The sequence below is a fragment of the Bacillus cereus group sp. Sample62 genome (genome assembly GCF_036851315.1).
Taxonomy (GTDB): Bacteria; Bacillota; Bacilli; order Bacillales; family Bacillaceae_G; genus Bacillus_A; species Bacillus_A wiedmannii.
In genome coordinates this window covers 3,989,476-4,003,642 of the sequence record NZ_JAFLPK010000001.1, presented here as the reverse complement: position 1 = coordinate 4,003,642, position 14,167 = coordinate 3,989,476, and the positions used below count along the sequence as shown (strand labels likewise).

Sequence of the window (14,167 nt, the reverse complement as noted above, 5' to 3'; positions counted from 1 at the left end):
CGATTGGTTATGTAAATTCGATTTGCCATTTGAAATAACATTCCGTAAGATGAAAGGTAGATTATATAAAGAGCTGGAGGAAAGAAAGTGGAATTTGTATTTTTAGGAACTGGTGCAGGTGTTCCTTCGAAAGGAAGGAACGTTTCGGCAATTGCTTTGCAATTGTTAGAAGAACGAGGACAGACTTGGTTATTTGATTGTGGCGAGGCGACGCAACATCAAATATTACATACATCAGTACGCCCACGCCGCATTGAAAAAATATTTATTACGCATTTACATGGTGATCATATTTTTGGATTGCCAGGTTTATTAGGAAGCCGTTCGTTTCAAGGAGGGACTACACCTTTAACTGTGTATGGACCAAAAGGAATTAAACAATTTATTGAAGTGGCATTATCAGTAAGTACGACACATGTGAAATACCCACTTGAAATTGTGGAGATAACAGAAGAAGGTACTGTATTTGAAGATAATGGATTTCACGTGGAAACGAAAAGATTGTCACATGGTATTGAATGTTTTGGGTATCGTATTGTAGAGAAAGATATACAAGGTGCTCTTTTAGTCGATAAATTGCTGGAGATGGGTGTGAAACCCGGTCCACTTTTTAAACGTTTAAAAGATGGAGAAATAGTTGAATTAGAAAATGGTACGATACTAAATGGAAAAGATTTTATTGGTCCGCCTCAAAAGGGAAGAATTATTACCATTTTAGGTGATACAAGATATTGTGAAGCGAGTAGAGAGCTGGCACAAGACGCTGACGTACTTGTTCATGAGGCAACTTTTGCAGCAGAAGATGAACAACAAGCGTATGATTATTTTCATTCCACATCTAAGCAAGCTGCGAGTATTGCACTTCAGGCAAATGCAAAACGATTAATATTGACTCATATTAGTTCTCGTTATCAAGGGGATACATATAAGGAATTATGGAAAGAGGCAAGAGAGCTATTTTCTAATACAGAAATAGCTACAGACTTGAAAATATTTCCGGTAGAAAGATAATAATGGTGTGAAAAAATGGTGACGAAAGGTTGCCATTTTTTTATTTCTAAAAAAAATTTAAAATAAAACTGTTATCATTTTATGTTTATATTGGATGAAACAGAAAGTTTTAATGATGTGAAGAGATAGGATAAAAATACATAGTACCGATTGTTTAGAAAAACTGTTATATAAGTCAGACGACATACGAGTGGTACAAATAGCAAAAACAGATCGTTATTCAGAACTTTTAAAATTCATTAAAAGTAAGCGTTTTATTAAAAACGAGCTATAATGAGGGCAGATCAAAATTTATTGTAGGCCACATACGTTTTAGCCATTTGTCGTAATAAGTGAAGTTGACTAAATCGTGAGAGAGCAACATGGAATTTATAATAGGAAAGTTATTACTATTATTTGTATGAAGTCTTTTTTTACTTTTTAGCTTTAAAGCACGAAAAGGTATGAAAGCAATGGGCGTTTCACTTGTTTATGCTATGCTTGTAAGGGGTTCTGTGTTAAACTTTGGATTGCTACAAGACTTTATTGTGGATTATCTTATATTATTTTTAAATGAAGGTAATGCTAAGTTTCTTATTTATTATGATAGCTGGTATTATTTCAGGATATATTGTTTCACTGTTATTCAAAAACTATCCAATTCGTACAGCGGAAAAAATTCGTCGTACAACTGGAAAAGCAACCGATTCGGTAGCTTAATAGAATAGTAAAAATTTTTTTCATAGAGGTTTAGGGGGAGTTATGATGAAGTATCGCTCAGTATTTGATATTATTGGTCCAGTTATGATTGGGCCATCAAGTTCACATACAGCAGGCGCAGCAAGAATGGGGCAAGTTGCTCGCCAGCTGTTTCGTCATGAACCAGAAAGAGTAAGCATTTCATTATATGGATCATTTGCAAAGACGTATCGAGGGCATGGTACGGATGTAGCACTGATCGGTGGAATATTAGGGTTTGAAACAGATGACTTACGTATTCCAGAGGCGCTAGACATAGCAAAAGAGCGCAAAATCGAAGTAGAATTCATTGAAGAAGATGCAAATGCACCTCACCCAAATACAGCGAGAATTCGTTTGTATAAAGGTGAAGAAGAAATTGAAGTTGTTGCTTGCTCAATTGGTGGCGGTAAAATTGAAGTTGTAGAATTGAACGGATTCGATCTTCAATTAACAGGCACGAGTCCAGCACTACTTATTGTAAATAACGATCGCTTCGGTGCTATTGCAGCAGTAGCTTCAATCCTTGCGAAACATGAAATTAACATTAGTACAATGAGTGTTTCTCGTAAAGAAAAAGGAAGAAGAGCGCTTATGGTTATCGAAACAGATGACTTATTAGCAGATGAAGTGATTGAAGAAATAAACGCGCAACAAAATATTTGTCAAGTAACTATTATGGAATAATTGCAGGGGGGACACACCATGTTTCGGAACGCAGCGGAACTAGTGGCGCAAGCTAAAGAACAAAATGTAAAAATCGCAGAAATTATGATTCAATGTGAAATGGAAACAAGAAATATTTCACGTGAAGAAGTAATTGCTGGTATGGAAAAGAACTTAGTCGTGATGGAGCAAGCAGTAGAACGTGGTATTCGCGGAGTGAAATCACCAACTGGTTTAACTGGCGGAGATGCTGTAAAAGTTCAGGCGTATATGAATAGCGGAAAAGGCTTATCTGGAGATACGATCTTGGACGCGGTGAGTAAAGCTGTTGCAACAAATGAAGTAAACGCAGCGATGGGAATTATTTGTGCAACACCAACAGCAGGGTCTGCTGGAACAGTGCCAGGTGTACTGTTTGCACTGCAAGAAAAATTACAGCCGACACGCGAAGAGATGATCGAATTTTTATTTACAGCAGGAGCTTTCGGTATGGTTGTTGCGAATAATGCTTGTATTTCCGGTGCGGCAGGAGGTTGTCAAGCTGAAGTAGGTTCAGCAAGTGGAATGGCAGCGGCGGCAGCAGTTGAGATGGCTGGTGGAACACAAGATCAAGCAGCTACAGCGATGGCGATTTCATTAAAGAATATGCTTGGTTTAGTATGTGATCCTGTTGCAGGGCTTGTAGAAGTACCTTGTGTAAAACGTAATGCAGCAGGAGCTGCGAATGCGATGATTTCAGCTGATTTAGCATTAGCTGGCGTAACGAGTACAATTCCATGTGATGAAGTGATTGAGGCGATGTTTAGAATCGGACAAACGATGCCAGTAGCACTTCGTGAAACAGCTGAAGGTGGACTTGCAGCAACACCAACTGGTCGCCGTCTGCAAGAAGAGATTTTTGGGAAGACTAATAACTAAACAATATATGTTAATAAAAAAATGGAGCTCAAGTAAGATTGAGCTCCATTTTTTATTTTTCTTTTGTTAGTTGTTCTAATGTTTCCCCAAGATTATGTGATCGTTGTGTAGCCTGTGTAATACAAGAAATAAGTGCTTGTTGAAATTTATGTTCTTGTAATACTTCAATGCCTGCTTCGGTCGTTCCGCCAGGAGAAGTAATTTCCTTTCGCAAAACAGAAGGGTGTTTTTCACTTGCTTTTAGCATTTCAGCAGCACCAATCATCGTCTGAAGAATAAGTGACTTTGCAACATCTTCTTTTAAACCAATTGTTTTTGCGGCTTCTTCCATCGCTTCCACTACGTAATAAATATAAGCAGGCCCACTTCCAGATAATGCAGTGACGGCATGCATATCTTCTTCCTCTACAACAGAGACGAGACCGATTGTTTCAAATAAAGCTATGGCAGTCTGAATATGTTCCGCTGTTGCATGTTTTGAAGGCGAGATAGCAGTAGCTGATTTTAAAATAGCTGCAGATGTATTTGGCATCGCACGAATAATTGGAACATCTTTTTGAAGTAGGTTTCTAATCGAGTGAGTAGAAACACCTGCTAATAGGGAAATAATAAGCAGGTTATTATGTATATCTTCTTTAAAAGGAGTAAGCGCTTCTGCAACATCCTTCGGTTTCATTGCTAGAAAAAGAATAGTTGTATCAGTAAGTAGCTCTTTTTTATTATGCGTACCTTTGACGCCATATTTTTTATGTAACTCCTGCAATCTTGTCTCGTTAGAACGATTACTTACGGTAATTTGTTCGCCTTTCACAACATTTGCATGTAACAAGCCACCAATAATAGCTTCAGCAATAGAGCCTGCACCGAGAAAGGAAATGTTTTGAATAGACATGATGTTCCTCCTTTAAATTTGGTTAGAAATTCTTATAAATGTACATACATTCGTTTTTTTATAGGAAACACCTCTTTTTATCTGAAAATAATGACAAATATATATAGAAGTTGTAAACTGAAGAAGTATTCATTTTTGAACCGGAAAGAGACAGGGGGGCTAAGCATGACGGCGATTCACCGAATGGAGATTCCTGTACCATTTGCAGTTGAAACTGTAAATGTGTTTTTAGTTGAGGGGGAGACATTAACATTAATTGATACAGGGACGAATACAGAAGAGGCAAGAAGTGCGTTAGAAAGACAATTAGGTGCATTAGGATATGCGATAGAAGATATTAAAACAGTAGTCATTACGCATCATCATGCGGATCATTGTGGGCTTTTAAATATATTTTCTGAGAAAACGAACATTATTGGACATCCTTGGAATGAGCCTTGGATCACGAAAAATCCAGAATTTTTAAAGCGGTATCATGAGTTTTTTAGAGAGACAGCTTTGCAATTTGGTGTTCCAGCAGCATTTTTGAAAGAAGAGGCGTTATTGACGACAAGGACACTGAAATATTCTTGTAATAGATCGCTAACGCATACTGTGAGAGAGGGAGATCGTATCGATTCTTTACCTGGTTTTACAGTAATCGAAACACCAGGTCATGCTTCCACTCATATTTCATTATATAGAGAATCTGATGGAATATTAATTGGCGGGGATGCTCTCATTAGTCATATTTCTTCGAATCCCATATTAGAACCACCTTATGAAGGACAAACAGAAAGGGCACGCCCGTTATTACAATATAATCAAACGTTAAAGCGTTTAAGTGAAATGAATATTTCGCGCATTTTATCAGGACATGGAGAAGATGTTCTAAATGTGAAACAACTTATTGAAACGAGATTAGAAAAGCAAGAAACACGTGCGTTTAAAGTGCTTGAGTTATTAAAGGAAAAACCAATGACAGCATTTGAAGTATGTGTAAAACTATTTCCGGTATTGTATAAGGAGCAATTGCCGCTTACTATTTCAGAAACTGTTGGACAATTAGATTTTTTAGCATATAATCAACAAGTGATGATTGATGAATCTTCGCAACAATTGATTTATTATGCAAAGTAGGTGACAGCAATGACGGGACGTTTACAAAATAAAGTAATCGTCATTACAGGTGCTTCTAGTGGAATTGGAGAGCAAGTTGCAATGCAAGTTGCAGAGCAGGGGGCGACTCCAGTATTAATGGCTAGAACAGAAGAGAAATTAAAAGCGTTAGCAGAGAAAATTAAAGAAACTTATAATACGCCTTGCTATTATTATGTATTAGATGTAAGTGAAGAGACGGAGGTACAATCTGTTTTTTCAAAGGTATTACAAGAAGTGGGACGTATTGATATATTAGTAAACAATGCGGGATTTGGTATTTTTAAAACGTTTGAAGATGCGTCAATGGATGAAGTGAAAGATATGTTCCAAGTAAATGTATTTGGATTAGTAGCTTGTACGAAAGCGGTACTACCTTATATGGTGAAAAGAAACGAAGGGCATATTATTAATATTGCTTCACTTGCTGGAAAAATTGCAACTCCGAAATCGAGTGCGTATGCAGCGACGAAACATGCAGTACTAGGATTTACGAATAGTTTACGTATGGAGTTGTCTAGTACAAATGTTTTCGTAACAGCAATTAATCCAGGTCCGATAGATACGAACTTTTTTGAAATAGCTGATCAATCCGGTACATATGTGAAAAATATGGGACGGTATATGTTAAAGCCGACGTATGTAGCAGAGCAAATTGTAAAATCGATACAAACGAAAAAGCGTGAAGTAAACTTACCGAAATGGATGGGCATTGGTCCGAAACTTTATGCTCTATTCCCAGGTATATTTGAGCGTGTTGCAGGCAAATCATTAAGTAAAAAATAGGAGATTTCCATATGGAAATCTCCTATTTTTTTATTTTCCAGTCACATAATCGTAAACGATATCCTCAACTGCCTCGTATACATCAATTTCAGTATTTGAATGAATTATCGTTTGAATATGTTTAATTAGCATTTCCAGATCCTCATTTGACATAGGATTACATTGATATTGCTGAAAACTTTTTATGATCATTTTCTCAATTAATTTCTCATTCATGTTTTTCCCCGCCTGTATGTATACATGTATTGTTTTATTGTACTTGAAGTGAAATAAAAAAACTACTATACACTATTTTTGTATAAAAATTCGGTTGTGTATATTGTTTTTCTAGTAAAATTAAGTTTTTTAAGTTCGTAAAATTTATAAATATTTAATTGACTCTATAAATATACAATATTATAATCATACTTAATTTAAAGAATCGATATGAGGAGGAGCATATGAAAGTCGCAATTATTGGAGCAACTGGGTATGGAGGTATTGAGTTAATTCGGTTATTAGAGCAACATCCATATTTTTCGATAGCATCTCTTCATTCTTTTTCGCAAGTTGGCGAATGTATAACAAATGTATATCCGCATTTTCAAAATGTTCTTGTTCATACGTTACAAGAAATTGATACGGAGGAAATAAAGAAGAAAGCAGAAATTGTATTTTTAGCAACCCCAGCAGGAGTGTCGGCAGAGTTAACACCAAAATTATTAGCAACAGGTTTAAAAGTAATTGACCTATCTGGAGACTTTCGTATGAAAGATCCTTCGACATATGAACAGTGGTATAAAAGGACAGCTGCAAAAGAAGAGGTCCTTAGGGAAGCTGTATATGGGTTAAGTGAATGGAAAAGGTCCGAGATTCAAAATGCAAATTTAATTGCAAACCCAGGATGTTTTGCTACAGCCGCGTTATTAGCGATATTGCCGTTAGTACGTAGCGGCATGATTGAAGAAGATTCCATTATTATTGATGCGAAATCAGGAGTATCTGGAGCGGGCAAAACGCCAACAACAATGACTCACTTTCCTGAGTTATACGATAACTTGCACATTTATAAAGTAAATGAGCATCAACACGTTCCTGAGATTGAACAAATGCTTGCAGAGTGGAATAAGGAAACGAGGCCAATCACGTTTAGTACACATTTAATACCAATATCACGGGGGATTATGGTTACACTGTATGCGAAAGTAAAACGAGAAATGGAAATAGAAAAACTTCAAAAATTATATGAAGAAACATATGAACAATCGGCTTTTATTCGAATTCGCAGGCAAGGAGAGTTTCCAAGTCCGAAAGAAGTGAGGGGCTCAAATTATTGTGATATGGGGATAGCTTACGATGAAAGGACAGGAAGAGTGACAGTCGTTTCTGTTATAGACAATATGATGAAAGGTGCGGCTGGGCAAGCAATTCAAAATGCAAACATAGTAGCGGGACTAGAAGAAACAACAGGTTTACAACATATGCCGCTTTATCTATAAGGGGGACATGATGATTAAAGTAGCGTCTATTACAAAAGTAGAAAATGGTTCGATTGTAACTCCGAAAGGTTTCTCGGCTATTGGTACTGCAATTGGTCTGAAAAAGGAGAAAAAGGATTTAGGGGCAATCGTTTGTGATGTACCGGCATCATGTGCCGCCGTTTATACAACGAATCAAATACAAGCAGCCCCGCTGCAAGTAACGAAAGACAGTATAACAGCTGAGGGGAAATTACAAGCAATTATCGTCAATAGTGGAAATGCAAATGCTTGTACAGGAATGAAAGGATTACAAGATGCTTACGAGATACGTGCATTAGGTGCCGAACATTTTGGAGTGAAAGAAAATTACGTTGCAATAGCTTCAACAGGTGTAATTGGTGTTCCTTTACCGATGGATATAATCCGAAAGGGAGTTGCAAATCTTATCCCGACGAAGGAAGTAAGTGAAGCTCATTCTTTTTCTGAAGCGATTTTAACGACGGATCTTATAACGAAAGAAACGTGCTATGAGATGATGATTGATGGGAAGAAAGTGGTGCTTGCTGGTGTTGCTAAAGGTTCAGGGATGATTCATCCTAATATGGCAACGATGCTGAGTTTTATTACGACAGACGCTCATGTAGAGCATGATGTATTGCAAATAGCATTATCACAAATAACGAATCATACATTTAATCAAATTACGGTGGATGGAGATACTTCTACGAATGATATGGTCATCGTTATGGCAAGTGGATTATCAGAAACGAAACCAATCAATATGGAACATGCAGATTGGGAAACTTTCGTATTTGCTTTACAGAAGGTATGTGAAGATTTAGCAAAAAAAATTGCACAAGATGGTGAAGGTGCTACGAAGTTAATAGAAGTAAATGTGCTAGGAGCTCGAACGAATGAAGAGGCAAAGAAAATTGCAAAGCAAATAGTCGGTTCGAGTCTTGTGAAAACAGCAATACATGGTGAAGACCCAAATTGGGGGCGAATTATTAGCAGTATGGGACAAAGTGAAGTAGCGATTCATCCGGATACAATTGATATTACTCTGCAATCTATCGCTGTGTTAAAAAATAGTGAGCCTCAAATGTTTTCTGAAGAGGAAATGAAAAGGAAATTAAAAGAACATGAAATTATGATTAATGTGTATTTACATTTAGGAGAAGAGACCGGATCAGCTTGGGGCTGTGACTTAAGCTATGAATATGTGAAAATAAACGCTTGTTATCGTACATAAGGAGAGGGAAGATGAGCGATTATATTGTAGTGAAATGCGGCGGTAGTATGTTGGATCAATTAAATGATGTGTTTTTTGACTGTATAAAGAAATTGCAACAGAAGTATAAAGTAGTGATTGTCCATGGTGGCGGCCCAGAAATTGATGCAAAATTAAAAGATTGTAACATCAAAGTAGAAAAAAGAGATGGGTTACGAGTAACACCAAAAGAAGTTATGGATATTGTTCAAATGGTGCTATGCGGAAGTACGAATAAAAAATTTGTAATGAAGTTGCAAAGGCATAATTTACTTGCGGTAGGTTGTTCAGGGTGTGACGGCAATTTACTTCAAGTTCAACCTGTCAGCGAAGAAATAGGATATGTGGGAGAAGTAAGTTATGTTGAAACAGCCTTATTAAAAGGATTGATAAATTTGAATTATATTCCTGTTATTGCTCCGGTTGGGATACATGATAATGAGATTTATAACATAAATGCGGATACAGCTGCAGCTGGAATTGCGGCCGCGTTATCCGCAAAAGAACTCATTTTTATTACGGATGTAGATGGGATATTACATGAAGGGAAATTAGTAAAGAAAACGGATGAATTTGAAATTGTTACTTTTATAGAAAAAGGAGTTATTACAGGCGGGATGATTCCGAAAGTACAGGCGGCACTAGCGTCATTAAAAATGGGAGTGCAAAAGATAAGTATTGTGAACGGTACAAAAGATTTTACTGAAGTTACGGGAGATTGTATCGGAACGACGGTAACGAAAGGAGTAAGTATCGTATGACAAGTCATCTTTTTCAAACGTATGGGAGAAGAAATATTGAGTTTGTAAAGGGAAGTGGAACGGAAGTCATTGATAAAAATGGTAAGCAATATTTAGATTTCACATCAGGAATTGGCGTATGTAATTTAGGTCATTGTCACCCTACTGTTATGAAAGCTGTACAAGAGCAACTTAATGATTTATGGCATATATCTAACCTGTTTACAAACAGCTTACAAGAAGAAGTCGCGTCATTATTAACAGAAAATATAGCATTAGATTCTGTTTTTTTCTGTAATAGCGGGGCAGAGGCGAATGAAGCTGCGTTGAAGCTAGCTCGTAAGCATACTGGAAAATCTCTCGTCGTAACATGCCAGCAGTCTTTTCACGGTAGAACATTCGCAACGATGAGTGCGACGGGTCAAAATAAAGTGAAAGAAGGGTTTGGTCCGCTCCTTCCGTCTTTTTTACATACCCCTTTTAACGACGTGAAGGCGTTAGAGGAAGTAATGAATGAAGAAGCCGCGGCGGTAATGGTAGAAGTTGTTCAAGGAGAGGGAGGAGTCATACCTGCTAATCTATCTTTTTTGAAAGCAATTGAAACATTATGCAATAAATTCGGTTCCTTATTTATTATTGACGAAGTACAAACAGGGATTGGAAGAACAGGGACATTATTTGCTTATGAACAAATGGGAATACATCCTCATATCGTTACTACCGCTAAGGCGCTTGGCAATGGCATTCCCGTTGGAGCGATGATTGGCCGGAAAGAACTTGGAACATCGTTTACTACAGGATCACACGGTTCAACGTTTGGTGGAAATTATATTGCAATGGCTGCAGCGAAAGAAGTATTGCAAGTAAGTAAGAATCCATCATTTTTAAAAGAGGTAAAGGAAAAGGGCGAGTACGTATTAGAGAAGTTGCGAGAGGAATTACGACATGTTGAATGTATTCAAAATATACGTGGTAAGGGACTTATGATTGGGATTGAGTGTAAGCATGAAGTTGCAAGTTTTATAGAAAAACTAGAGAAAGAAGGGCTTCTCGTATTACAAGCAGGGCCTAATGTGATAAGACTATTACCACCACTTATTGTAACGAATGAAGAGCTAGAACAGGCAGTATATATGATAAAAAAAGTAGTTTGTACAAAAAACGTATCAATCATATAAGGGGGAAATTCCATGTCAACTGTACAAGTACCGAAATTAAATACGAAAGATCTGTTAACATTAGAAGAACTGACGCAAGAAGAAATCATTTCTTTAATTGAGTTCGCTATATATTTAAAAAAGAATAAGCAAGAGCCTTTATTACAAGGAAAAATATTAGGGCTTATCTTTGATAAACATTCAACTCGTACTCGCGTATCTTTTGAAGCAGGAATGGTACAGCTCGGAGGACATGGCATGTTTTTAAGTGGGAAAGAGATGCAAATTGGAAGAGGGGAGAGCGTTTCAGATACTGCGAAAGTATTATCTCATTATATTGATGGGATCATGATACGTACATTTTCACATGCCGATGTAGAAGAGCTTGCAAAAGAATCGAGCATTCCTGTTATTAATGGATTAACGGACGATCACCATCCTTGTCAGGCGTTGGCAGATTTAATGACAATATATGAAGAAATAAATACATTTAAAGGAATAAAATTGGCTTATGTAGGTGACGGGAATAACGTATGTCATTCATTGTTGTTAGCGAGTGCAAAAGTTGGAATGAATATGACTGTTGCGACGCCTGTAGGATATGAACCGAATGAGGAAATTGTAAAAAAAGCGTTAGTGATTGCTGAAGAAACAGGAGCTGAAATTGAAATTTTGCATAACCCTGAATTAGCAGTGAGTGAAGCAGATTTCATTTATACTGACGTTTGGATGAGTATGGGGCAAGAGGGAGAAGAAGAGAAATATACTTTATTTCAACCTTACCAAATCAATAAAGAACTTGTTATGCATGCGAAGCAAACATATCGTTTCTTACACTGTTTACCTGCCCATCGTGAAGAAGAAGTAACAGGAGAAGTTATAGATGGACCACAGTCTATCGTATTTGAGCAAGCTGGTAATCGATTGCACGCGCAAAAAGCATTATTAGTAAGTTTATTTAAAAATGTAGAAGAACTTTCCTGAATGATGTGCACCCCAATTGTTAGGTACGAATAACAATTGGAGGTGTGCTTTTTTATATTGAAATGTCGTATGTACATTTGGTTAATCATCTCTATATCATTTATAATAAAAAGAGTAAACTACATTTGTTTTTCATATCATGTAAGGACATACTAGATAGAAAAAATATAGTTAAAGAGATGATGAATTTGAAAACAACTAAGAAAACATATTCGTTTTTTCAGCGGATGTGGAGAATATTAAAGTTTCAATATTATAAGTTGCTTCGATCGCCAGAAGGAGCGAAGAAAGTATCATTAGGTTTTGCGATTGGTTTTGGTTTAGAGATGTTGGTTATATATACGGCATCGCTCGTATATGTAATATTTTATCCGATCGTTCGATTAGCAAAGGGATCTTTTCCTGCTGCGGTTATTGGCAATATTATTGGGAAAATATCGTTTCTACCGATATTTTTATTTCCATTTGCTTATGCGTTAGGAAAAATGATATATCCATTTCATGTACAAAAAATACATCATGAACCATTTACGATATCTGACTTGTTTTCGAGTCATATTTTTACGATATTAAAGGGTTTATTGCAGAGTGAAGTGTATGTATTAATTGGAATGACGATTTTAGGAGTTGTGTTTGGGGGAATTTCATATTTCGTTGTGCATTATTTATATGAAAAGAACCGTAAGCTACGCTTGAAGAACAGAAAGAAACGAGTGAGAGAACCACTCGTGCAAATATAAAGAGTGTCACATTCATTTTCTCCTTTGAATATGTTTAAAAAAAAGGGGGAGAGAATGAATGTATTATTATTACGTACCGCAAGTATACCCATATGTAAATTATTATCCGGTTTATGATATGAGTAGACAATACGAAGAATTATATCGACAACAACGATTACAGCAATTATCACAAATACCACAACAACAGCCTACGCAAGAACAAAAACCATATTTAACGACATGGCCATATTCAAATGTGTACTACGGTAATTATTACGAATCATAAAGCTGCTTCTATGTAGAAGCAGCTTTATGCGTTTGTTTTCAAAATTAAATTTTGAATGGTTTGAAGAGAGTGAATGAGCTTTTCGCGCTCTTCCTCAGATAATGTTTGGAAATTTTCTTTTAATTTGTCTAAAATGAATTGTTGATACTGATTTACTAACAATTTCCCTTCAGGTGTTAGGGAAATTAAAATGACCCGTCGATCTTTTTCGCTATAATGACGCTCTATTAGTTCTTCTTGAATTAGTTTGTTTAATAGAGGTGTCATGTTAGGCCGTGAAATCGCTAGCCGCTTGCCGATTTCGGAAACTGCTAATGTGCCATTTTCATGCAGAAGCAGCAATACTTGTGTATGTGATGGCGGCATATGTCTTTGAGAAGAAAATTCTCCAGGAAGCATAAATTTGCGATAAAAAAGAGGCACTAGCGAAAGAAGATGATCAACAATACGTTCCCACTCGCGTGATTCCATATAAAGGCCCCCTTCCACTATCATTGTAACAAAAAAGACAGGGTATAAAAATAGAATTGTTTCATGATCGCTTTAATATTTGTAGGATAACACTTGCTTTGTAAACGCATTAGCAATAATTGCATAGCCGTTATCATTTGGGTGTACTTGGTCAAAGAGTAAATCTTTTTTATCATTCGATATTAATTTACGAACTGGCAAAACGATAGATGGTTGATTTGCTTTTGAAATGGAATAAACGGATTCATTCCAGCCATCTAAAAACATATCTGCATAACTGGCGATGGAGTCATCGAGTTGTAACGGGTTATAGAGTTCTGAGAGAATGAGTAAAGCGTTCGGATTTTGATCGCGAACTGTCTTTACAATAGTTTTTATATCCGCTTCAAAATGAGCTTTTTCTTTATTTAACATTTTAATACCGTCTATAACACCGACATCACGATTTAAGCGAAATAAATTATTTCCTCCAATATTAATCGTAATGATATTTGCTTCTCTAATCTTTTGCTTTACATCTTCTGATTGCACTTTTTTAGCGAGACGATCTGTTGTAAGACCGTTTATCCCAAGATTTTCTACGGTAATTGGTTTATGAATTTGTGCTTCTATTTGTCTAGAAGCTAATTCAGCAAATCCCCCTTGTGTCGACCCATATCCTTTGGCGAGTGAATCACCTAATACGAGATGATAAAAGGAATCGTTTGTTTGCCTATCAATCCAACTTGGAGTAGATGTTTTTTCTGTTTTTTCTTCTGGTTCATTTTGTTTTGTCTCATCGTTCTTTTCAAAATAAGAATAAGAAATGATTAGAAGGAGGAGACAAACAATTGTTAAGATGACTTTTTTCATAAATTCATCCTCCTTGTAATTGGTAATTGTATCATATTCAGCAGTATTAACAATGTAAGGGCATATTAAATGTTTATGAAAAGTTTACAACAACTTTA

General features: G+C 36.4%; 17 protein-coding genes. 13 read left to right on the top strand and 4 right to left on the bottom strand.

Annotated elements, in window-relative coordinates; genetic code table 11:
* The first annotated feature begins 87 nt into the window (after window positions 1-87).
* From rnz to sdaAA, 4 genes are all read left to right on the top strand, one after another.
* Window positions 88-1,011: a ribonuclease Z gene (gene rnz / locus J0835_RS20295; protein WP_087981830.1), complete on the top strand. Its 924-nt coding sequence runs from the start codon at window positions 88-90 to the stop codon at window positions 1,009-1,011.
* A 561-nt stretch (window positions 1,012-1,572) separates the two neighbouring features.
* Window positions 1,573-1,710 (top strand): hypothetical protein, encoded by a 138-nt coding sequence (locus J0835_RS29250; protein WP_240516358.1) that lies wholly within the window; start codon window positions 1,573-1,575, stop codon window positions 1,708-1,710.
* Between the two features lie 45 nt (window positions 1,711-1,755).
* Window positions 1,756-2,415 (top strand): L-serine ammonia-lyase, iron-sulfur-dependent subunit beta, encoded by a 660-nt coding sequence (gene sdaAB / locus J0835_RS20285; RefSeq protein WP_087981826.1) that lies wholly within the window; start codon window positions 1,756-1,758, stop codon window positions 2,413-2,415.
* Window positions 2,416-2,433: 18 nt separating this feature from the next.
* A complete protein-coding gene (gene sdaAA / locus J0835_RS20280) occupies window positions 2,434-3,312 on the top strand; it encodes an L-serine ammonia-lyase, iron-sulfur-dependent, subunit alpha (protein WP_087981824.1) in 879 nt (292 codons plus the stop codon).
* Between the two features lie 52 nt (window positions 3,313-3,364).
* Here the strand turns inward: sdaAA and proI are convergent, their stop codons facing one another.
* On the bottom strand, window positions 3,365-4,204 hold the full coding sequence (gene proI / locus J0835_RS20275) for a pyrroline-5-carboxylate reductase ProI (RefSeq protein ID WP_087981822.1): 840 nt from the start codon (window positions 4,202-4,204) through the stop codon (window positions 3,365-3,367).
* Between the two features lie 165 nt (window positions 4,205-4,369).
* Between proI and J0835_RS20270 the strand changes: the two genes are divergently transcribed.
* Both J0835_RS20270 and J0835_RS20265 read left to right on the top strand, forming a co-directional pair.
* A complete protein-coding gene (locus J0835_RS20270) occupies window positions 4,370-5,323 on the top strand; it encodes an MBL fold metallo-hydrolase (RefSeq protein ID WP_087981821.1) in 954 nt (317 codons plus the stop codon).
* 9 nt (window positions 5,324-5,332) lie between these two features.
* Complete coding sequence (locus tag J0835_RS20265) at window positions 5,333-6,127, top strand: SDR family oxidoreductase (protein WP_087981819.1); 795 nt, start codon at window positions 5,333-5,335, stop codon at window positions 6,125-6,127.
* Window positions 6,128-6,157: 30 nt separating this feature from the next.
* Here the strand turns inward: J0835_RS20265 and J0835_RS20260 are convergent, their stop codons facing one another.
* Window positions 6,158-6,343, bottom strand: coding sequence for a YqzH family protein (locus J0835_RS20260; protein WP_087981818.1), 186 nt, complete (start codon window positions 6,341-6,343; stop codon window positions 6,158-6,160).
* Between the two features lie 224 nt (window positions 6,344-6,567).
* Here J0835_RS20260 and argC point away from each other — a divergent pair, with 224 nt between their 5' ends.
* From argC to J0835_RS20225, 7 genes are all read left to right on the top strand, one after another.
* Window positions 6,568-7,605 (top strand): N-acetyl-gamma-glutamyl-phosphate reductase, encoded by a 1,038-nt coding sequence (gene argC / locus J0835_RS20255; RefSeq protein WP_087981817.1) that lies wholly within the window; start codon window positions 6,568-6,570, stop codon window positions 7,603-7,605.
* A 10-nt stretch (window positions 7,606-7,615) separates the two neighbouring features.
* Complete coding sequence (gene argJ, locus J0835_RS20250) at window positions 7,616-8,839, top strand: bifunctional glutamate N-acetyltransferase/amino-acid acetyltransferase ArgJ (protein WP_140386885.1); 1,224 nt, start codon at window positions 7,616-7,618, stop codon at window positions 8,837-8,839.
* A gap of 11 nt (window positions 8,840-8,850) precedes the next feature.
* On the top strand, window positions 8,851-9,618 hold the full coding sequence (gene argB, locus J0835_RS20245; RefSeq protein WP_087981814.1) for an acetylglutamate kinase: 768 nt from the start codon (window positions 8,851-8,853) through the stop codon (window positions 9,616-9,618).
* The gene (locus tag J0835_RS20240; protein WP_087981813.1) at window positions 9,615-10,775 is read left to right on the top strand and encodes an acetylornithine transaminase; all 1,161 of its coding nucleotides are present in this window, start codon (window positions 9,615-9,617) and stop codon (window positions 10,773-10,775) included. Before argB ends, J0835_RS20240 begins: the two co-directional genes overlap by 4 nt.
* 12 nt (window positions 10,776-10,787) lie before the next feature.
* Complete coding sequence (gene argF, locus J0835_RS20235; protein ID WP_087981812.1) at window positions 10,788-11,738, top strand: ornithine carbamoyltransferase; 951 nt, start codon at window positions 10,788-10,790, stop codon at window positions 11,736-11,738.
* A 179-nt stretch (window positions 11,739-11,917) separates the two neighbouring features.
* A complete protein-coding gene (locus tag J0835_RS20230; protein ID WP_087982726.1) occupies window positions 11,918-12,478 on the top strand; it encodes a DUF2062 domain-containing protein in 561 nt (186 codons plus the stop codon).
* Window positions 12,479-12,536: 58 nt separating this feature from the next.
* Window positions 12,537-12,746 (top strand): hypothetical protein, encoded by a 210-nt coding sequence (locus J0835_RS20225; RefSeq protein ID WP_087981811.1) that lies wholly within the window; start codon window positions 12,537-12,539, stop codon window positions 12,744-12,746.
* Between the two features lie 24 nt (window positions 12,747-12,770).
* Here J0835_RS20225 and J0835_RS20220 read toward each other — a convergent pair whose 3' ends face one another.
* Both J0835_RS20220 and J0835_RS20215 read right to left on the bottom strand, forming a co-directional pair.
* Window positions 12,771-13,217 (bottom strand): MarR family winged helix-turn-helix transcriptional regulator, encoded by a 447-nt coding sequence (locus J0835_RS20220; protein WP_087981810.1) that lies wholly within the window; start codon window positions 13,215-13,217, stop codon window positions 12,771-12,773.
* Window positions 13,218-13,289: 72 nt separating this feature from the next.
* Window positions 13,290-14,069, bottom strand: a complete 780-nt coding sequence (locus J0835_RS20215; protein WP_087981809.1) for a GDSL-type esterase/lipase family protein — start codon at window positions 14,067-14,069, stop codon at window positions 13,290-13,292.
* Window positions 14,070-14,167 lie beyond the last annotated feature (98 nt).

Coding starts and splice junctions, on each gene's coding strand:
- J0835_RS29250 (WP_240516358.1), top strand. CDS start 1,573: ATGCTAAGTTTCTTATTTATTATGATAGCTGGTATTATTTCAGGATAT.
- sdaAB (WP_087981826.1), top strand. CDS start 1,756: ATGAAGTATCGCTCAGTATTTGATATTATTGGTCCAGTTATGATTGGG.
- sdaAA (WP_087981824.1), top strand. CDS start 2,434: ATGTTTCGGAACGCAGCGGAACTAGTGGCGCAAGCTAAAGAACAAAAT.
- proI (WP_087981822.1), bottom strand. CDS start 4,204: ATGTCTATTCAAAACATTTCCTTTCTCGGTGCAGGCTCTATTGCTGAA.
- J0835_RS20270 (WP_087981821.1), top strand. CDS start 4,370: ATGACGGCGATTCACCGAATGGAGATTCCTGTACCATTTGCAGTTGAA.
- J0835_RS20265 (WP_087981819.1), top strand. CDS start 5,333: ATGACGGGACGTTTACAAAATAAAGTAATCGTCATTACAGGTGCTTCT.
- J0835_RS20260 (WP_087981818.1), bottom strand. CDS start 6,343: ATGAATGAGAAATTAATTGAGAAAATGATCATAAAAAGTTTTCAGCAA.
- argC (WP_087981817.1), top strand. CDS start 6,568: ATGAAAGTCGCAATTATTGGAGCAACTGGGTATGGAGGTATTGAGTTA.
- argJ (WP_140386885.1), top strand. CDS start 7,616: ATGATTAAAGTAGCGTCTATTACAAAAGTAGAAAATGGTTCGATTGTA.
- argB (WP_087981814.1), top strand. CDS start 8,851: ATGAGCGATTATATTGTAGTGAAATGCGGCGGTAGTATGTTGGATCAA.
- J0835_RS20240 (WP_087981813.1), top strand. CDS start 9,615: ATGACAAGTCATCTTTTTCAAACGTATGGGAGAAGAAATATTGAGTTT.
- argF (WP_087981812.1), top strand. CDS start 10,788: ATGTCAACTGTACAAGTACCGAAATTAAATACGAAAGATCTGTTAACA.
- J0835_RS20230 (WP_087982726.1), top strand. CDS start 11,918: ATGATGAATTTGAAAACAACTAAGAAAACATATTCGTTTTTTCAGCGG.
- J0835_RS20225 (WP_087981811.1), top strand. CDS start 12,537: ATGTATTATTATTACGTACCGCAAGTATACCCATATGTAAATTATTAT.
- J0835_RS20220 (WP_087981810.1), bottom strand. CDS start 13,217: ATGGAATCACGCGAGTGGGAACGTATTGTTGATCATCTTCTTTCGCTA.
- J0835_RS20215 (WP_087981809.1), bottom strand. CDS start 14,069: ATGAAAAAAGTCATCTTAACAATTGTTTGTCTCCTCCTTCTAATCATT.